This window comes from Laspinema olomoucense D3b (assembly GCF_025370785.1).
GTDB classification, from domain to species: domain Bacteria; phylum Cyanobacteriota; class Cyanobacteriia; order Cyanobacteriales; family Laspinemataceae; genus Laspinema; species Laspinema olomoucense.
This window is the reverse complement of the sequence record NZ_JAMXFA010000020.1, coordinates 34,455-54,649: the sequence shown is the minus strand read 5'-3', so window position 1 is coordinate 54,649 and position 20,195 is coordinate 34,455. Positions and strand designations below refer to the sequence as shown.

Annotated in this window: 15 protein-coding genes; 9 read left to right on the top strand and 6 right to left on the bottom strand. The window is 49.6% G+C overall.

What is annotated here, in order from left to right; genetic code table 11:
* Positions 1-4: 4 nt before the first annotated feature.
* Positions 5-394 carry a hypothetical protein gene (locus tag NG792_RS16140; protein WP_261236064.1) on the top strand — a complete coding sequence of 130 codons (390 nt, stop codon included), beginning with the start codon at positions 5-7 and terminating at the stop codon, positions 392-394.
* Here the strand turns inward: NG792_RS16140 and NG792_RS16135 are convergent.
* The 4 genes from NG792_RS16135 to NG792_RS16120 all read right to left on the bottom strand — a co-directional run bounded on the left by NG792_RS16135 (position 360) and on the right by NG792_RS16120 (position 3,582).
* Positions 360-1,142 (bottom strand): pentapeptide repeat-containing protein, encoded by a 783-nt coding sequence (locus NG792_RS16135; RefSeq protein WP_261236063.1) that lies wholly within the window; start codon positions 1,140-1,142, stop codon positions 360-362. The genes NG792_RS16140 and NG792_RS16135 overlap by 35 nt on opposite strands.
* Positions 1,143-1,194: 52 nt before the next feature.
* On the bottom strand, positions 1,195-1,323 hold the full coding sequence (locus tag NG792_RS16130; protein WP_261201252.1) for a hypothetical protein: 129 nt from the start codon (positions 1,321-1,323) through the stop codon (positions 1,195-1,197).
* A gap of 46 nt (positions 1,324-1,369) precedes the next feature.
* Entirely contained in the window at positions 1,370-2,365 is a 996-nt protein-coding gene (locus NG792_RS16125; RefSeq protein ID WP_261236062.1) for an S-layer homology domain-containing protein, read from the bottom strand.
* 215 nt (positions 2,366-2,580) lie between these two features.
* Positions 2,581-3,582: a DUF2382 domain-containing protein gene (locus NG792_RS16120; protein ID WP_261236061.1), complete on the bottom strand. Its 1,002-nt coding sequence runs from the start codon at positions 3,580-3,582 to the stop codon at positions 2,581-2,583.
* A gap of 249 nt (positions 3,583-3,831) precedes the next feature.
* Here NG792_RS16120 and NG792_RS16115 point away from each other — a divergent pair, with 249 nt between their 5' ends.
* Together NG792_RS16115 and NG792_RS16110 are read left to right on the top strand one after the other, a co-directional pair.
* Positions 3,832-4,434: a hypothetical protein gene (locus NG792_RS16115; protein ID WP_261236060.1), complete on the top strand. Its 603-nt coding sequence runs from the start codon at positions 3,832-3,834 to the stop codon at positions 4,432-4,434.
* A gap of 266 nt (positions 4,435-4,700) precedes the next feature.
* Positions 4,701-5,246, top strand: a complete 546-nt coding sequence (locus NG792_RS16110) for an outer membrane protein assembly factor BamD (protein ID WP_261236059.1) — start codon at positions 4,701-4,703, stop codon at positions 5,244-5,246.
* 111 nt (positions 5,247-5,357) lie between these two features.
* On the opposite strand, the gene NG792_RS16105 is transcribed toward NG792_RS16110, so the two are convergent.
* On the bottom strand, positions 5,358-8,486 hold the full coding sequence (locus NG792_RS16105; RefSeq protein WP_261236058.1) for an alpha-mannosidase: 3,129 nt from the start codon (positions 8,484-8,486) through the stop codon (positions 5,358-5,360).
* Between the two features lie 145 nt (positions 8,487-8,631).
* On the opposite strand from NG792_RS16105, the gene NG792_RS16100 reads away from it, so the two are divergent.
* The 5 genes from NG792_RS16100 to NG792_RS16080 all read left to right on the top strand — a co-directional run bounded on the left by NG792_RS16100 (position 8,632) and on the right by NG792_RS16080 (position 18,594).
* A complete protein-coding gene (locus NG792_RS16100; RefSeq protein WP_261236057.1) occupies positions 8,632-10,497 on the top strand; it encodes a hypothetical protein in 1,866 nt (621 codons plus the stop codon).
* A 403-nt stretch (positions 10,498-10,900) separates the two neighbouring features.
* A complete protein-coding gene (locus NG792_RS16095) occupies positions 10,901-11,017 on the top strand; it encodes a photosystem II reaction center protein I (RefSeq protein ID WP_015151639.1) in 117 nt (38 codons plus the stop codon).
* A 133-nt stretch (positions 11,018-11,150) separates the two neighbouring features.
* Entirely contained in the window at positions 11,151-13,604 is a 2,454-nt protein-coding gene (locus NG792_RS16090; RefSeq protein ID WP_261236056.1) for a DUF3769 domain-containing protein, read from the top strand.
* 518 nt (positions 13,605-14,122) lie between these two features.
* Complete coding sequence (locus tag NG792_RS16085; protein ID WP_261236055.1) at positions 14,123-17,278, top strand: diguanylate cyclase; 3,156 nt, start codon at positions 14,123-14,125, stop codon at positions 17,276-17,278.
* A 386-nt stretch (positions 17,279-17,664) separates the two neighbouring features.
* A complete protein-coding gene (locus tag NG792_RS16080) occupies positions 17,665-18,594 on the top strand; it encodes a hypothetical protein (RefSeq protein ID WP_261201242.1) in 930 nt (309 codons plus the stop codon).
* A gap of 186 nt (positions 18,595-18,780) precedes the next feature.
* On the opposite strand, the gene NG792_RS16075 is transcribed toward NG792_RS16080, so the two are convergent.
* Entirely contained in the window at positions 18,781-19,314 is a 534-nt protein-coding gene (locus NG792_RS16075) for a phycobiliprotein lyase (RefSeq protein WP_261201254.1), read from the bottom strand.
* Positions 19,315-19,597: 283 nt separating this feature from the next.
* Between NG792_RS16075 and NG792_RS16070 the strand changes: the two genes are divergently transcribed.
* The gene (locus NG792_RS16070) at positions 19,598-20,107 is read left to right on the top strand and encodes a hypothetical protein (RefSeq protein WP_261201241.1); all 510 of its coding nucleotides are present in this window, start codon (positions 19,598-19,600) and stop codon (positions 20,105-20,107) included.
* The last annotated feature ends 88 nt before the right edge of the window (positions 20,108-20,195 follow it).

The following is a 20,195-nucleotide window of genomic DNA, read 5'->3' as shown; positions in this document are numbered from 1 at the left end:
GGGGATGGGGGAGATGGGGGAGATGGGGGAGATAGGGGAGATGGGGGAGATAGGGGAGAGACGGGAGATAGGGGAGATAGGGGAGATAGGGGAGAGACGGGAGATAGGGGAGATAGGGGAGAGACGGGAGATAGGGGAGATAGGGGAGATAGGGGAGATGGGGGGGATGGGGGGGATGGGGGAGATGGGGGAGATGGGGGAGATAGGGGAGATAGGGGAGATAGGGGAGATAGGGGAGATAGGGGAGATAGGGGAGATGTTCAACGTCCCGACTTGCTGTCGTTTCTTCTCCCGCATCCTCCCCATCCTCCCCATCTTCCCCATCCCCCCCATCTCCCCCATCCCCCCCATCCCCATCACTAATGAACAGAATGGGCCTGAACTGGGGGTTTAACCGCTACATTCTCTTGGCGATTTTCTCTTAACTGCCGGAAGCTACAGCGATCGCCTCGGTAGCCGGTTGGCATGACGAGGCGTTTGTAATCGGTGGTGAGGTCGAAGTTAACTTGGTTTAAATCGGCATGATAGAAATTCACACAGTTAAGAGAGGCATTCTCAAAACAAGCCTCACTTAAACAGGCTTCTACAAAAAAAGTGCCGAATAACTGAGCGCGTCTGAAATTGGCTCCGGCTAGATTTGCTTGTTTGAGGAACGTTCCCAGCAAAAAGGTCTCGGAAAAGTTAGCCCTAGTGAGATGAGAATAGGCAAAGTCGGCAGCAGTGAGATTAGCCCCGGTGAAATTTGCCCTGGGTAACTGGACCTCGACTAACCTAGCCCCGGTTAAATTGGCTTCGGTGAAATTCGGTCCCTGGGCATCTTCCCGGCCTAAAATGAGACCATTGAGGATGGCCCCGGAGAGGTTGACGCCGGTAAAGTTTGCTTCACCCACGATCGCGTGAGACAGATCAACTCCACTCAAATTAGAATAAGACAGGTTCGCCCGAGTGAGATCAGCACCGCTGAGGTCTGCATTGTTCAAATCGGCACCACTCAGATCAGCCCCGACGAGATCAACGCCCATGAGATTAATATGGGGTAAGGAAGCCCCGCGCAGATCTAAACCACTGAGATCTAACAGCAAAAAGTCACGTTGTCCGGCTTCATAATGATTCAGCAGGTCCTCAGCACTCATTCGTTTCATAGGTTGCCCTTACTCTGGTTGCGCTTAAAGGGGGTCTGCACGAATTCATAGATCACCCAAAGGCATGACTCGGCAAACACCACCCTCTTTCCTTGCGCCCCAATCGGGCTGCATCCGGACTTTTTGCCTCTCTCACCTGGGTTGAGGGCTTCGGGCGATCGCTGCTTACAAACTGACCCATTCCCTCTGGGTTTGTAGGAGCAATTCCAGAATTGCCCCTAGTCCATTTAGGGTTGCTTCGGTGCGGGGGGTTCGACAATGTATTGATTGGCGGCAGAATTGTCCGGTAGGGGTTCCATGCGTCCGGCATGGACTAAGCTTTGATAAATCATGGCGGCAGCGGAACCCCGACTCAGAAAGTCGGTAGGGTTGAGGACTGATGGATCGGGATGATTAACGACGATATTAGCTTGGGTTGCAGCTAAGATGGGGTCGGTGGCCTCGGAGGGGATGCGATCGGCATCAGTATAATAGGCGGTTAAATCCGGTGTCGGTTGTTTTGTGACAAAGGATTGTTGAGTGGGTTCCTCGACCGAGGGTCCGGGTTGTGAGGGAGGTTGTGCGTTAGCTCGCTGAATTAAGAGTAAAGGTTGCATCATGGCTGTAAACGCCACGGGAAATGCGAGTTGCCGTTTGGCAACCGGGCGTTTCCCTTCAGAGGAGGGGGAAGTGCGATCGCCAGCTTGAGCAGCAGTAGCTGCTGGACGAACTTTGACTAATTGTAACCCTTGTGCTAACGAGGTAATCGCCTCTGCTCTCGTCATTTCTCGCTGGGGATAGAATAACTTATTATTAGAAAAGGCGTTCATAAACCCGCCTTGATAGGCTTCCTCGATCGCCGGAACTGCCCAATGATTTTCAGGAACATCATTAAACTCACTGCCACTGGAAATTTGCCGTTTTTCGGTCACCTCAAAGGCTTGGCGAATCAGTGCCGCAAACTCCTCCCGTTCGATATTTTGATTGGGTCTAAAGGTTCCATCGGGATATCCTGCCACAATGTCTTCTTGAGCTAACCCTTCAATAAAGGGACTGGCCCAATAATTGGGTTGGACATCCGGGAAGGAGCTTTTTTGTTGCGTTTGTTGGGGTTGTTTTTGCGGTTGTTGACCCTGTGCGGAAGCGGTTTCGACCTTCCACAGATCCGGAATGGTCAACCCGGCAGTCACGCCGAGTACAATAGAACTGAGGATAGCGAGGGGCCATTTCAATGAAAAAACCATAATTAATATTCTCCTTACTGCTGGCTGCTTAAAGTGGGGAATCAATCAGCGTTTAATGCTTGTGAGAGTGAAAAAGCTTTTAAAGGGGTGAATTATTCTCTTATACAGGAAGTTTAAATCGTTATGAGAATAAAATTAAGGAGTGGGAGCGGACCACTCCCCAGTTTTAGTAAGGAGTGGTCCGCTCCCACTCCCTTATCGATGGTGAATTGAGTTTATGGGCGCTTTTTATCCTCCACAATGGGATTTCCTTCGCGCTTGACTTCTAATTTTTCGTGACGCAGAGTTTCTTCGGCTTCAACGGTATTGCGTTCGACTTCCTTGCGGATTTCGACTTCCTCTCGCACGAAGGCTTCCTTGCGGATGTCGGCATTCTCTGTATAGACTTCGAGTCGAGCAACTTCCGTGTCATTAAAAGCGACTTCACCCGCCGCCAGATTTTGTTCGGCCCCTACGGCTTCCCGGATTTGAACAACAACTTTTTCATTTTCAACGGGAATCGTCGTTTTTGCCTGTTCAGTGACGACTCGTTTGCTAACTAAAACTTCCCCGGTTTTTTCGCGGCGTTTGTGCGCGACGAGGCGTTCTTCATAAAGCTTGAGTTTTTGATGATCTAGATCGGTCGTATTGTAGAAAGAAGGCTCGCGATCATAACTATAAGACTGATCTTCTTGAGCAACGAGGCGATCGCTTTGTGTTCTTTCTGTTGGGGTGGTCGTCGCACGGCTTGGAGTCTGGGGAAGGGTTGGGGGCATCACCTGGCGGCCCGTGGCAGTTGCGGCTACACCGGCCCCTTCTACTGGCGGACTGTCTTCTACAGCGGCGGAATTTTCCACGCTAGGAACGGCATAAGTAGGAGCGCCATAAATCGATCGCACATTTTGCTCGTACTGGCTATCAACTACGGTATCTTCACGGTATTCCGGCAGGTTTTCAGCTTGTTCTTTGGTTTCCAAACCCATCGCATAGATCCGCTTGTGATCGTTATCGACTCGGCAACGCCCGATGGGAATCAAGACCCGTTTTCCAAACACCCAAAATCCTGTAGAAATTACCAAATAACGAAAATAACCCGATTCATCGACTAAGGCATCATCAACGTTACCAATTTTTTCGTCGTTGGTTCCCGCATAAACGTCATAGCCTTTAATATCATCTCCCTCAAATAAATCGTTCCGGTAGTTGGGATAAAAATCCTCAATTTTGTAAAGCGTCATGGTCATGTCCTTAAAGTTTTGTTACAATTGTGTTCTATAACACTATATTAGAAAAAGTAATAGGTTTTCCCCTCTACCTGACGATTGAGTTTTTGTTGGTTCTAAGGGGGTTAACTTATATCCCTAGATAGATAGATAAAATAGCAAATCGGTCTTACAGTAAATCCATATTGATGCAGGCATTCCCCCCAGTGCCAGCATTTTGCTTAAAAAAAAATTAACGAAAGTAGGGTAAGGGAGATAATAACCATGACTTATGGAAATCGCAGTGGAGTCAATATTGCCGAACCAGCTATGATGGCAACCCCCGTGGTTGATTATCACGATCGCGTTCGGTGGGGTCCAATTTTTGCAGGAATCGTGGTGGCGCTGAGTACCCAATTGGTATTAAGTGCTTTGGGAGTTGCGATCGGGATGAGCGTGGGTGCAGCAGATGGTCAATCCGACCCCGGTTCTATTGGTTTGGGAGTGGGAATTTGGTCTATTATTAGTTTATTTATTGCCCTACTGTTGGGGTCATGGATGATGGCTCGCACCTGTGGACCAATGAATAAAAATACAGCTTTATTGAACGGAGCAATTTTGTGGGCAACCACTTTAGCACTCAGTTCATGGTTACTGGCAAGTGGTGTATCAGGAACCTTCGGAATTGTGATGGCAAATGCTGGAGAAATTGCCGATCGCGTGAATGTAGACCCCGGCGCCGCAAATGTCACCCCGAATGAGGCCCGTAATATCGCCGACGGTGTGGCCCGGGCTGGCTGGTCATTTTTATTCGGTTCCTTGTTAGGATTAGTGGCATCGTTGATTGGAGCAACCCTCGGTGCACGTCGTCCTCGCAACGTTGTTTAAGAACAGCTTCTAGCATTTCAATCTCTTTCAATCTCTATTTTTCCAGCTAGTTCGGACCTCTTATACAACGTCCAGTCTAGCTGGATTTTATATTATGTATGATAAAAATACAAAAACTATAAAATTTGTTCCCTGATTTTGTATAAAAAAGATAGGAAACGAACGGTTTTGTGAATAGATATATACTTCCTTGATTGATGATATCTGGAAGGTTGAACAGGGGTATTCTAAACGAGGAGCATATCCAATCTCATCCCAATCATGCTATGGCAAATCGAAATTTACAAGCGGGATTAGCTCAACTGAAAGCGGGGGATTATGCCGAGGCGATCGCCCAATTAGAAGCTGTCTTAGTTAATGAACTCCATCCGGGTACCCTCTTTAAAGCTAAAAAAGCCTTAGTCAAAGCTTATGAAGGCGATGGGAAAGTGCGTCTAGCTTGGAAACTCTGTCAAGAACTCAGCGAAAGTACCAGTCCTGAAATCCGAGACTGGGGCGATCGCACCTTAGCCGAGCTCGATCGCCGTTACCCCACCCTCGCCTCAGAGATTCTCATCGGACAACGCCTGACTCGTCAGCAAAAAGTGATTCGCGCCTTCATTCAGTGGTTGAAACGTTCCCCCCAGCGGGTCTCTACCCTGGAAACCTCTTGGAACATTATTGAGGAAGAACGGCAGGCTCACTCGGATAATAGTCCCTTGGGGAAACTAACGGTTAATTGGAATATCTTTCGCCGCATCTCCCTTTTTTTGGGGAAAACCTTCGTGATTTGGATTAAAGCTAAATGGCAGAAATTTAAAGCTCGAAAATAAAGCCAGTTGCTGCTGATTTTTGGGGTCTTGAATTTCACTGAATTCAAGCTTTATATAAAGTTTAATCCGGATAACGCTTCAAGTTGTTATCCGGAACCTCAAACTAACTCATCACCCCTCAATCCCTAATTGAAAACTCGCCACCTTCCAAGGAAAAATCGGCACAACCTCCCCCTTAACCCATACCTTCCCTTCTTCTAAATTTTCCTCTAATAAATCCACCTCTTGCAAACTCTTCCATCCCTCCTGAACCACTAATTCTGTCGGGTTTCCTCCCGATTCATAACATCGGATGATCCATTTTGTAGCATCATTTTCAGACTGTTTGAAAGCCATCAAAACCAGACTCTCTCCCGACAACTGTAAAAAACTTTCCTGCAAGTCCAAAGTTTTTTCCCCTGGTTCTGAGACTGACTCTAGGGGACGAACCTGCAAGGGTAAATTCAATTCATACCCCTGTCGGACTGTTTTGGCTGACTGCCAATTTCCCCGATAGGGATAAATGCAATAGGTGAAGTGATGCCACCCTAAATCCGCTTCTGGGTCCGGCCAAGTGGAACCCCGGAGGAGGGTGAGACGCAGTTGATTAGGGGTGGCATCGTAACCATATTTACTATCATTGAGGAGACTTACTCCCTCTTGTGCTCCACTTAAATCAGCCCATTTTAAAGCAGGAACTTCCCATTTAGCTTTTTCCTCGGGGGTTTGGGGTCGAGTGGTTCGTTCCACTGCAGCACAGGGGGTTTCAGAGGTGAAAAAATCTGCCTCAATGGTGAGGGGAAATGCTGCTTTCACCATGATATTGCGGTCTTGCCAATTCACGGTAGTGGCAATTTTTACCAAAGGGGAATCGGCTTGGATAATATACTCCTGAATAAAGTCCGATTGTCCTACTTGGCGAATCACTTGCACTCGTTGTTGCAGTATGTCCCGTTCTATCCATTGAATCTGTTTCAGGGTAGGAGGGGGAAGCGGATGTTGGCTATAATTAGGGTCAATATTCCAAGCATCCCAATATTGTCCTTTATCTTCAAAAGCTTGGAGTTGGTTGCCCGGTTCGTTGAGAATTTCCCAATCATTTATTTTATCATAAATGCTGCTCAAATTCCCGGTTTCAGGGTCAATAATAACGCGCAATTTGTCATTTTCTAGGATAAATTCGTCATTGGGTTCTGGGGAGGAAGACTTGGGATTAAGTTCGGATTGCCCTAACCAAAAAACGTGATAGCCAATGGAGGGGATATCCAGGCATTCAAATAACAGATGGGTGGGGGTGAGTTGCGATCGCACTTGATTTCCGTGACTATTATACACTTGCCATTCCATCCCCGTTGCTGCGGGTTCGGGTAACTCTAGGGAAACAATTTGCGATCGCTGCCAATTGAGAGAATTAAACACCATAATGGGTTGGGCGGATCGCAAGGCAGCAGGAGGAACCCCGGCAACTTGTGAGGCGATCGCCGCGAATGCCTGTTCTAACACCTCCCGCCCATTTTCTTCCGCTTCCTGCCAACCGAGATTGGCATCCTGATACACCTCCGGAATTGAGGAACCGGGTAAAATATCGTGAAATTGATTGAATAATACCGCTTTCCAAGCAGCTTCAATTTGCCCTTTCGGATACTCACTACCCGTCACCCTTGTAGCAATTGCCGCCCATAATTCTGCTTCATATAATAACCCCTCACAACGGCGATTCCATTGTTTTTGGTCTCCATGAGTCGTATAACAGCCGCGATGAAATTCCAGATATAATTCATCCCTCCAAACCGGAAATTCTCTCTGCTGTTGCAACTGGCGCAAATAATCCTCAGCGGTGGTAAATTCCATTGCGGGGAAAAAGGGAGACTGCCGCCAGCGATCGCCTACTTCTAACATATCGCGAGTCGGACCCCCGCCATGATCTCCCACTCCTGGTAACCATAAACTCTCTTTCAGTCCCGTTTTCTGTTCCCAATCACAGGCATAATCCGCCATTTGCACAGGTTCAATTCCCGTCCCAATTGGGGCCGACATTAAACTAAAAATTCGCGTTCCGTCGGGGGATTCCCACCAAAAAACGGGATAGGGGAATTCTGTTGTATCATTCCATCGCAACTTTTGGGTGACGAAATATTCGATTCCCCCTTGTTTTAAAAATTGTGGCAATTGTCCACAAAATCCAAAAGTATCGGGCAGCCATGCCACGGGAGAGAGTTTGCCAAATTTTTCTAAACAATACTGTTGTCCATATAACAGTTGTCTGCAAATTGCTTCCCCACTAATAATATTTAATTCCGGTTCCACCCACAATCCGGCTAAAACTTCCCAACGTCCTGCCGCAACTTCGGCTTGAATATCTGCAAATAACTCTGGACAGTTGTCTTCAATCCAAGCATAGAGGGCAGCGGTGGAATGACCAAAGGTGAGGTGAGGAAATCCCGCCATTAAATCGAGAACAGAGGCAAAGGTAAACTCTGCAGCATCCCAGGTTTCCGCAATGGGCCACAACCAGGCTAAGTCTAAATGGGCGTGACCGAGTAAACATAGTTTACTGGTTTGGTGAAACTGTTGTTTCAAATTTGTTCGCAATTCAGATAGGGACTGTTCAAATTTGGGAACATCATCGGGTAAACTATCCCAGGCGATCGCCTCCATTTGGGTCTGTAATTGCTGCAATTTTGTTTCGGCATCGGATGCAATTCCCCAATATTTGCCAATCACCGCTAATTCGTCTGCAATAAACCCCGGATCAATACAACTTTCATAACTGTCTTCATAGCTTTTTTCATAAATCCAAAGCGATCGCACTAATGCCCCGCAGTCATGTCCTGGACTAACTAACCTTAAAGCAATATCAATCCCCTGACCCGGTTCTACTTCTTCCTCAATCATCACCCGGGTCACACAATCAAATAAATCCCCTTCTTGGACTAACTCCCCATTCACAAAAATTTGGGCTTCATCGGCCCACCAAGTTAGGGCCAAGCGCAAGGTTAATCCCGCCACGGGATACCCCTGCAACTGGTCCGGAACCTGATATCGCAACCCTAACCAAATCGTCTGGTGTCCTTGAGTCCAGGGGATATGTCCTTTCTCGTTCAATTCCGCCCTCTGCCACTGGTCCCAGGTGTCTGCGGCTGTCCCTTCCTCCACGGATAAATCGGCAATTCGGTATCGCCAACTACCGATCGCATTCACCCGAGTCAGTTGCTGCAGTTTCTCAATTGATCGGGTTATTTCACTGTTTGGATCTGGCATAAATTTGCTCAAATTTTCGATATGATTAAATGACGGGTTTCGGATTCCCCAGGCATTCTTTATAAAAAAAACCCGTTACAGAGTTTCATATTGCCGATAGTCAATATGAAATCCGCCCCCGAACAAACTGATTAACTTAAAAATTATGTCCTCTTCCGGTCGATATCAAAGTAAATTATTCAATTTTCTGCAAGCGGGGTCTCGGAAACTGGCGACCCAGTTAGAAAAGGCCGGACAGCAGATCCGCTGGATCGCCCAAACTGGGGGTCATTATTTACTGATTCCTGTCTATGCAGTGTATCAGGCCACGCGGTTCGTGGGAAAGCAGTTGGCGGGAACCGCTAACCCGTCCGAGTCTTCCGCAAAAACCCTGGGGACTACAGAGGCGAATGCGGGGACGAGAGAATCCGACATCACCCCGGAAACCCGTCCAGGCGATCGCCCGATCGCCCGAGTCTTGAGTGGGGTAGAACTCGTTGCCGTTGCTGCAGCAACAGGGGATACCGAGGAATCCTGGCAAGTTTTGGTTACAGAAGAGGACAACAGATCCCAACCGCAAGAGGTTCTCGCGTTAACCGCTGGACGGACTGGGTTGCGGCAACGGGTACTCAACTGGATACCGGGGAAAATTCTCGCCCGGTTTGGGGTCAAAGGCGATCGCCCAGGAACCCTGGTCCCGGTGGCAACCACAGAACAATCCCTAGCTGTGGCAACTCCCGCCTCAGCGATCGCCACTTCTCGTCCGGTGATTCAAGGGATTGCCACCTTGCTGGAAACCCGAAGTTTAGTTTTAATCAGCGATCACAACCAAATATTAGATATTCTCACCCCCATCCAGCAGCAACAATTGCAAGCCAGAATTGAGGGGGAACTGGCAGCAGCAGCGTACAACCTCGAACCGAAAAGCTTGTCATCCCAGGCAACCCATTCGGCCCTCACGGGTTCGCCATCCCAGAAACAGTTACCACCCGTGAAGCGATTGCGTCGTTTGCGGCAACTGATCGCCGGAGTTCAACCCGTTCCCCTGGGCAATTTATTCGACCGGAGTTTAGCCAAAGTTGGGGATTTGTTGCAACCTTCGGCCCTCGTCTTGCAACCCGATGGAGTGGGGGAAGTTCCCCAACCCCAGGGGACAGCATCTCCTCGCCATCAGGGTCAACCTAAAATTGAAGCTGTCTTGTTAAAGATGGATGCAGCAGTGGCGAGATGGGAAGAGATGCAACTGCCCCAGGGGGGAACCCTCAGCGAAACCGTGGCAGACAGAGGCGAGTCTTTGCTGAAGGGAATTCAAAAAGTGGCGATCGCCCTCGTCACCGACCCCCAGCAGGACCCCAGCGATTCTGAACTCTCCAATGAACAGCAATCCCTATCCCTGCAAATGCAACGGTTGATCCAATCAGCAGTGGATTATTTCTTCGGGGCCTCGGATCAGGCTTTAACGGGAAGCGGCGATCGCCCCTTGACTCCTACTGAAGTTCCGGGGAAACCAATATCACAAAAGACAGCAAATGTCAAGCCTTTAACTGGAAATTCTGAGGCGGCGACTGGGCAAATGTCCAGTAACCCGGAATTAGACCAGTTGCCGGACTCCTTCTGGGGAGTCGAGGCAGTGGAACAATTTCTGACCCCGCCCTATCCGACTAGCCGACGAATTGGACCTTCCCAATCCGTCCGTAAGCCCTCCCGCAGCAAATCTAGCAAAGGAAATCACCGCCGAGTCCAACCCCAGCGATCGGTCCCCCGGACAGCAGTCCAACCCACCGCTACCGTAACCGTTGAACCCACCCCAGGGGTTAGCCGCCCCAGTCCCGTTGTTGACTCTGCCGCCCAATTGCCACCCCAGGTCCAAACCCAGGCCAAACGCGACTGGATAGACGTGGAAATTGCCGAAGTGGAATACATTATGCACCCCTTAGAGCAAGCTTTGAAATGGTTTGACCAGATCCTCGTCTGGCTGGAAGAAAAGCTGATTCAAGGCTGGCAATGGGCGCGGCAACAACTGTTTAGTTAGCTCAAAACCTCCACCCTGAAGGGTGGGGCTACAGCGACAAAGCCCGCCTGCGCGGGCTTAAGAGTAAAGTAGGTCTTTGGCAATCGGATTCCGTATTAGTAGGTTTTCTATATTAGCCCGCGCAGGCGGGCTTCGTCTGTATAGCCCCACCCTTCAAGGGTGGGGGTTTTTATAGATCTTTGATAGCCGGATTCCGTCTCACCGGGAAGTTGGGGAACGAGCGATCGCCAACAGACGTCCCCACCGCAGGGTGCTGGAAACCAAAACCCTTTGGTCCATTTAAACTCGGAAACCAGACAAAAATATTTCTTAATAAAACGGGACAGCCTTCCGATATGATAAAAAAACTGGAGAGTCTGGATGGTAAACTCTCACAGCTTTTCCAAACACGGGAGATATCTGTATGGTGACCCTTAAAATCGTAGTTTATGTTGTTGTCTCGTTCTTCGTGGCCTTATTTGTCTTTGGCTTTCTGAACGGAGACCCGGCCCGTAACCCAAAACGGCGCGACCTCGAATAATCAAGGAATTTTCAGACCTTGATGGCGATCGCAGGGGCGGCCTTTTGGTCGCCCAAGCATCGCAAACCGGGGTAACGGGTTCACGTTTGGGCTCGCGTTTGGGCTATTGATTGTTAAGTCTAATCCTTTAAATATGCCTTACCCGGTTCTGCCTCCCCCACCGCCTGCTATTGTTACACCTGTTTCCCCCGAACATCTCAATTCGGAGGCGATCGCCGCTTCAGTGGATGATTCAGCAGCCGACTCGTCGGCACAAATTCATCCCACACCACCGGAAACCCTAGTCACTGAACCCGAGTACGGGGTCAGTTCTGCCGCCCTTTTAGGTCCACCGTTAGAAATCTCCTCACCGCTGAAACGGGTTGAAGGTCCGGGGATTGTGGCAGCTAAAGAATTAGAACAATCAGAAACCCCCATAACTGAACCCTCCACCAAGCAACTCCCCAGTCTCGAATCCCCTGCAGAAAATAACCCCGAATCTGAGGCGAGTCAGACGTTATCCATTGGCTTGAGATGGACCCTGCGTAAGGCCGCTGCCTTACAAGACACTGCATCCCCTGGGGAATCGGCATCGGTGACCGAAACCGAACCCCAGACGAGGGATTTGTATCCAGAGGAAGTGGAAACCACCGAAGTCCCGGTAACGACGGCAGAGGAAACAGGGGAAACCGGCGAAACCGCCGAAGTCCCAGGGACAACGGCAGAGGGAACAGACCCGCAACCTGCTGAAATAGTGGCGGAAGTTCCTGCAACTTCTGGGGAAAATGCCACCCCACCGACGATCGCCCCAGCGGATACCCTGGAGTTAAAAGCCGATCGCCAGGAGTTCGATAATGGACGGCAAATTGTCACCGGAGAAGGCAATGCCCGGATGAGAGGACGGGGGGCCGCCATTGACGCGGAACGCCTGCAAATTAACTTAGAATCCCAAGTGGCGATCGCCGAGGGAGATGCAGTGTATGCCAAAGGACAGCAAGTCCTCCAAGGCGATCGTATTGAATATGACCTCGTGCAGAATCGGGGCGGCATTGATGGGGCCAAAGGAGATATTTTTACCCCCACCACAGCGCAAGACTTTTCCCCCACCCTCCCCACGGATGTCTCTGCTGCTGCCTTGCAACAACAGGATATCATGGACCGACTCCGGGCCGGAGAACCCCCCAGGCGAATCACTCCCGCCGGGGGTGTCACCTTTGGCGGGGGGGGTGGAAGTCTTCCCACTGCGGGGGGAACCATTGATCGCTTTCGGTTTGAAGCCGATCGCCTGAATTTCAATGATTTGGGGTGGGAAGGGACCAATGTCCGGATGACCAACGATCCGTTTTCTCCTCCGGAGTTGGAATTGCGATCGCCCCGGGCCACCTTTCGCCCAATCTCTCCATTACAGGATGAAATTTTTGCCAAAAACGCACGTTTAGTCTTTGACGATCGCATCTCGATTCCATTATTAAGAGAACGAGTGATTCTGGATCGCAGCGATCAAGACCCCTCCTTAATTCGCTTCGGCTACGATCAAGAGGACCGAGGCGGCGTTTATGCTGAAACTACCGTAATTCCCCTCGGAGGTAGCGGACCCGTTCAAATTAATTTAATTCCGCAATATTATATTCAGCGGACCTTGACAGATGGCATTGGCAGCCCCTCCCGCTTATTTGGACTAAAAGCGCGGTTAGGGGCGAATCCGACCCCGACGACTTCCATTGTGGGAGAGGCAAGGTTTACGGATTTTGATTTTAATGACGAAGAACAGAATCTGCGGGGGACATTACGGGTCCGGCAGATGGTGGGAACTCATACAGTATCGGGAGAATATAATTATCGTGATCGCCTGTTTAATGGGTCCTTGGGATATCAAACCGTGCATCAAAATTTTGGCTTGGTTGTGACATCTCCCTCCATTGCCCTAGGGGGAACCGGCATCAATTTGAGCTATCAAGCCAGTGCACAATATATCAATGCCGATAGCGATCGCCCGGACCTTCTCCCCCTCGTCCGGAATAACAATCGCCTTGACTCTAGCCGATTTCAAGCCTCTGCAGCCCTGTCTCGGGGCTTTTTACTCTGGCAAGGGAAAGCCTTACCCCGCACAAGGACAGAAGGATTGCGTTATACTCCTGCACCCGTGGTTCCCTACGTCCGATTGTTTGGCGGATTAACAGGAGTTGCCAGTATTTATGGTTCCGATGATACTCAAAATGCCCTTACGGGAAGCATTGGCATCCAAGGGCAGTTTGGGCATTTTTCCCGTCGCTGGCTGGATTATACCGGGTTTAATGTGAGCTTGTCGCGCATTTGGAAAGATGGGGACTCGCCCTTTTTATTCGACCGAATTGCGGATTCCAAGGTCCTCACGGCGGGGATCACTCAACAAGTCTATGGACCGTTTAGAGTGGGGGTACAAACCTCCTTTAATTTGGATACTGGGGAACGAATTAATACTGATTTATCGATGGAATATAGTCGCAGGACTTATGCCGTGAATCTGCGGTTTAGTCCAGAACGAGAAGTGGGTTCGGTGAGTCTGCAACTGAATAATTTTAGTTGGTTCGGGAGTGGTAATCAGTTTTCCCCAGCGGGCGATCGCTAACTCAATTAGAAAAAGTCATAACGAGTTGGCAATCCGGGCTATCCGCCCTCACTTGCGGGATGTCTCCAGAACCGGAGTGCCGGTTGCGAGAGTCCATGACAGGCACTCAGTGCGGGTAGTACAGGGGCTAACCTGCTGCTTATTTTGGACCCTAGCGGATTAATACAGAAAAGGTTAGAAACGGGGGTATTCACAAAATTGTAAAGAATTAGCAACAAATCTGGACCTCATTTTGTCTTTCTGGTCCTCCCTATTTAATATAGTACGGGCATTGTAGAGGATTGATCCAAGGGCGATCGGGCGTCCAGCCGGTCCGGGTCCTGGAGTTTTTCAGGCAATATTTAACTTCAAACTTCCGTCTGAGGAGGGATGTGCTTTTTTCAGGTTATAGAGAATAATTTATAGGGGTAGGTGATAAACTCGAATTCAAACCTAGTATTGCTACATTTAGCATAGCATTCCTATCTGATAAGTGGCCACAATCTCGCCTATATTAAACACTAATTTATTTATTTTATATGTCTACTTTAAAACAAATTGCTATGCAGCTTAAAGATTTACCCATTTCCTCTTTATCCCCCGAAACGGCCATTGAGAGAAAAGTGGTAACTCTTTCCCCAGACACCCCCTTAGACCAGGCCCTTGGGTTGATGCTGCCAGAAAAAACAGCTTGTCCCTTGCCCGTAGGACCTTGGGTAGACTCAAGAACCCGCGAAGAGAGCGGGCCACTCTGTTTGTTGATCATTGAAAATGAGCAACTTGTGGGCCTATTAACGGAATGGGATTTTGTCAGACTAGGCGCTGAAAAAGCGGAGTTAAAATGCACGACCGTTCGGGAGGTGATGACTCAAAATGTTGTCACCATTAAAGAAGCGGAATTCACCGACATTTTTAGCATTTTAAAAATATTTAGAAGCCATAAAATTAGGCATCTTCCCCTATTGAGCGATACCGGAAATGTCCGAGGAATCGTCACTCTTGATAGCATTCGTAAAGTGTTGAAACCGGCGGATTTACTCAAGGGAAAACGGGTGGAAGAGGTGATGGCCACCGATGTCATTCATGTGCCACCCAAAACCTCGGTGTTGCAAGCGGCTCATTTAATGGCAGAGTACCGAGTCGCCTCGATCATTGTCACCGAAAATATAGAACCCGCCCCAGAGGAACCCGACAGAAACCCCAGCTCATTTTCCTTGCCGGTGGGGGTGATTACCGAACGAGATATTTTGCATTTTATGGCGTTAGAACTCGACCTAGAGCAGATCCAGGTGGGAGATGTGATGAGCGAGCCCCTGTTGTGTTTAAACCATCAGGAATCCGTCTGGACAGCCCATCAACAAATGCAGCGCCGACAGGTCGAGCGGTTAATTATTTGTGGAAATCAAGGGGAACTGCTGGGGATTATCACCCAGGGAATTTTAATGCAAACCCTGGACCCAAACCAACTGTATGGGGTGATTCATGGATTAGAACAAAAAGTTTGGAAACTGCAAGCTGAAAAAGTCGAATTGTTGCACAGTCGCAATATTCAACTGGAAAGAGAAGTCAACCTGCGCACAGCCAAGCTGCATGAACAGGCATCCCGAGAACGGCTGCTGAATAAAATTGCCCTGAGAATCCGGGAATCCCTGAATCTGCATGAGATTCTCAATACGACGGTATCCCAAGTCAGACAGCTTTTAAAAACTGACCGGGTGATTATTTATCAATTTGGACCGCATTGGAGTGGAAAGGTGGAAGTGGAATCGGTGCGGGATAAACACCTTTCAATTTTGGGCCGAACCATTCAAGATCATTGCTTTGAGGAAACAGCACTGAGCTGGTATCAACAAGGGCAAACCCGGGCGATCGAGGATATTTACCATTCCAACTTAACCTCCTGTCACATCCAATTTTTAGAAGAATTTCAGGTACGGGCTAACCTAGTGGTGCCAATTTTGCAAGGGGAAGATTTATGGGGATTGCTGATTGCCCATCACTGCCTAGATATCCGGAAATGGAACCCCTCAGAAATTGATTTCCTAGAAAAGTTGGCAACCCAGGTGGCGATCGCTATCAATCAATCCACCCTATTTCAACAAGCGCAAAGCGAACTCGCCCGCGCCACCCGCGCCGAAGCCGAATTACAGAAAGCCAAAGATCAGTTAGAAATCAAAGTGCAAGAGCGCACTGCCGAATTAAAGGCAGCCAATGAGCAATTACAACGGGAAATCCAGGAGCGAAAACAGGCCGAAACCGATCTGCTTTCTAGTCAACGATTTATCCAAAGAATCGCTGAAACTACCCCAAATATTCTGTACATTTATGACCTCGTGCAGGAGAAAGATGTCTATAAAAATCGGTCGATTGGGGAAATTTTGGACTATACCCCCGACCAGATTGAGGAAATGGGAGAGAACATTTTTTCCCAAATTTTGCATCCGGACGATGTAGCCCAGGTCACGGAACATTTCCAACAACGCATCCTCCTGAAAGAGGAAGAAATTCTAGAAATGGAATATCGGCTCAAAGACGCCCACGATCGCTGGCGGTGGTTCATCAGCCGAGATATGGTCTTTTCCAGAAATGCTGAAGGCTTACCCAATCAAATTCTGGGGACCGCCACGGATATCACCTCTCGTAAACGCGCTGAAGAGGAGTTGCAAAAAGCTAATCTCAACCTCAAGGGATGGGTCAGTGAACTGGAACTGCGAAACCAAGAGATGGATATGCTGGGGCAGATGAACGAATTTCTCCAAGCCTGCTTAAGCGTAGACGAAGCTTACAAAGCCCTGGACACCCTTCTGCAACCGTTATTTCCCGGGACCTGCGGTGCCGTATTCATGCTCAATCAGTCCAAAAATTTAGTAGAGGCGATGGCAAAGTGGGGGGATGATTTGCCAACCCATAGCCTGTTTTCCCCGAGTGACTGTTGGGCATTGCGCAGAGGTCGCCTGCATTGGATCGATCGCACCAATGCCGGATTAGCCTGCAAACATATTCACCCGCATAAAAATCCCGCCCAGTCCCTATGCGTGCAGATGATTGCTCAAGGAGAAACCTTGGGAATGTTGTACTTAGCCAGTGAAGACGAGAGATATTTAACTCCCGGGAAGCGCCAATTAGCGAGGACCGTTTCCGAACAGGTGTCTTTGGCCCTGGCTAACTTAAAACTGCGCGAAACCCTGCATCAGCAGAGCATTCGTGACCCTCTGACGGGGTTATTTAACCGGCGATATTTGGAAGAATCGTTGAATCGGGAGATTCATCGCGCCTTGCGAACGAAGCGATCGCTGGCCGTTGTGATGATTGATGTGGATCGATTTAAGCAATTTAATGATACCTTCGGTCATGATGCCGGAGATGCCGTCTTGCGAGAACTCGGAACCTTTTTGCAAACTAATGTCCGCACCTCAGACATTGCCTGTCGCTATGGGGGGGAAGAGTTGACCCTGATTTTCCCCGATGCGGACTTAGAAGATGCCGCCCGTCGAGCTGAGGCCCTGCGCCAAGGGATCAAGGAGTTGAAAATCACTCATCGCGGTCAAGTTCTGGATCAGATTACAATCTCGATGGGCGTTTCAGCTTGTCCCGATTGCGGGACCGAGGGTGACGACTTGATTAAAGCCGCCGATGCAGCCCTGTATCGGGCCAAAAAAGAGGGACGCGATCGCACCGTGGTTGCCTCCCCTTGAGGGCATGGCGGGACCCCCAGGGGGTGAGGCCAGGACTCGGGGATGCGATGGGCGAAGAAACAGACAGAACCCCGCAAGGAACAAGTCATACCGAATTCGGTTGTTCCAGGTCTATAAAAAGAAGCGCGACTCAAGGGTGGGTCTACAGGGATAAAGCCCGAGAAGCGCGGGCTGAAGAAAAACCGACTTTTGACAACCGGATTTGGTATCACACCAGTGATTTGACGAATAGAATTCTTTGGGGAAAGCATAACGAGGATTTCCGGGATTCGGACATCAAAAGCTGTTGCTAGGGGCGATCGCAGATGTAGGATTGATAGACCATCACCCGTGGTCAAACTCGCGCATGGTAGAGAAGATTGGGGATACCCGGTAGGCAATCAACAATGAACAAAGCGGCCCACGATACTGTATCGGAGAGTGCAGCGGCACTGCTGACTCACTATAGCTTCGATCTCGGCGGCTACAGCACCGGGGAATTGATTGCCGAATGGCTCCTAGAGTATCCGGCAGCTTGGGTGCGTCTAGCTACCATTGAAGCGTTATATCAAGGACGGTATAAAGCCGTTTCGGTCACCCATATTTTAGCCTGTTGGAAACGGCGAAATCAGGCCCTCTATCATTTCAATCATGAATTTGAACGCTTAGTGTCTAGTCAACTGCCGAAAGGTTGGAAAGGGAGCGCAGACACAGGGGAGAAAATGTCATCCACACAGGGGTTTACGGAATTATCCCAAACAGGGGTATTCCCCAGAGCGATTCCCAGTTCCGACGTCCGGCACTTGGAACGGCAAACATCGGGCAACAATCTCGCTCAGAGTGCTGCATTGGAAACCCCGGCGATCGCCACTCCCGAGGAGAATGCTCCCTTACCGGACTCCAAAGCGCCCATCCCCGCACCTCCAGGTCCCCAGGAACCAGATTCGTTATCACCCGAACTCTCCCCCATTGACCCAGAAGATGCCCCAACCCGAGCTACCTCATTCCCCGAAACCCTCAACCCAGGGACAAAAGAGCCGGGAATTACAGGGATAGCCGAGGCGATCGCACCCAACTGCGATGATTTACTCGGGGACCTCTGGCTCGATCGCCCTCAACTTCAACCCATCCGTAACCCGAAAGCCACATTCACCGACTTAAAACCCTCCTCGGAGTCCTCCGTCGCCATCGAGGAGGCACAGAAGGAGGAATCATCCGAGGCGATCGTCAACAACAGTCCCATTCATCAGTTCACCCCCAAAGAAACCTCCTCGGATTTCTACTCCAAGCTCAAAGCGGTCTCCCAAAAACAACCTCAATCTCCCCCTAAAGGCTGAAGTAGAACCCAGAAAACCCTACACCCATCCCGGGTGCAGCTATCCGGACAAAGCCCCTGCCCTAGGGGCAAGAAAAAATAGGTTTTTGGCAACTGGAGCTCATCGCAGATCAATGTCACCACTGAAGTCGTTCTCGATAGTTCAACGTCCCGACTTCAGCAGATAACCCGTTGGGGTGGGATGGGGTTAAGCTGGCTTGGGTGTGCCACCCATGCGAATTTCGCTGTAGAAAGAAGCGAGACTGAAGCCATCCGAGCGCTTGACAACATGGGTTCTTAGGCGCAAATTATCACTGGCATACCAGATGCGTTCTTCCTCGTAGAGATGTTCAGATTCAGCAATGAACGTCACCACATCATCACTGCCAATGATGTAACGACTCGGGGTCGGTAATTCATCAGCAGTGGCTGATTTCCGCAGCAACCGACCTTCAGTCGGCTGGGAACCATTGGCGATCGCCACCAGGAGCGTTGAACCGGATTGTTTCGGTTCAGGGTCGATGGGTTTATTTTCCCATCGAATCCGCACCCCACCTAATGCTTCTGCCGGATCGATGCGATACTCTTGACAAAGGGCGATCGCCTCGGGGTCCTCCGATGACAAAGCATCCAGCCAAAGGTCTGTGGTGCCTGCTACAGATTTGACCGCAGCGAGATCTTGACAGGTACGTTGGGAAAACCACTTCCCGGCACTGTGTTGGAAAAACTCGATAATATCCATCAACAACGTAGGAGTACGAGAAACTTGACTTGAACTGGACTTACGGTTGTACCCAATCGGTTCAGATCAAGACTGCCCACCCATCCAGAGCCTGGGGTGCATAACAGTCAATCCCGTAAGTCCGCTTTTTAATATCCTAAGCTGAATCGTTGCTTCGTGACTTTCTGATTCTGTTGGGCAATCCTGCTCATACCGGATCCCCAAGGCTACTCCGGTATCCCTGAGAAATCCCCAGTAAAATGGCAGGTATTACCTGTGGTTCAAAACAGAACACTAAAAAAAAATGATGAAATTACCTCGTCTGCGGCAGATTTTACTCTCATCTTGCTTGGGGTTGTTACTCCTGGTGAGCGCTTGTGGTGAAGTCCAGGAACCTTCCCGCTGGGATGGCGCACAGCAACAAAGTACGGAAGTCACTAGCGCAGCGGGTCAACCTGTCCCCGGCAGTTCCTTTAACCGCCTATTTCCCTCAGCTAGTGGCGGATATAGTCTCGTCTATACCCAAGAAAAAGCGGGGTTTGCCGAGGCCAAATTGCAACAAGGGAGCCAAGATATGGCCATGTTATCCATTTCTGATACCGTCAGCAATCCGAGTGCAGTACAGAAATTCCAGCAGAGTAACACTCAAGTGGGGGGATATCCTTCTTCGTCCCTGACGCCGAACGATACAGCGATTTTGGTGGGCGATCGCTTCCAAGTGAAAATCCAATCTCGAAATCCCGCCTTTACCGCCAGCGATCGCGAAACCTGGTTGCAGCGATTCGATCTCAACGGACTCAAGCAACTGAAATAATAGAAATTTCCCATTCAAAGGCTAACGGATACTAAAAAACCGACTCCTACCCGCCTAAAAAATTCCCATTCAGCCAATTTCCCTACCC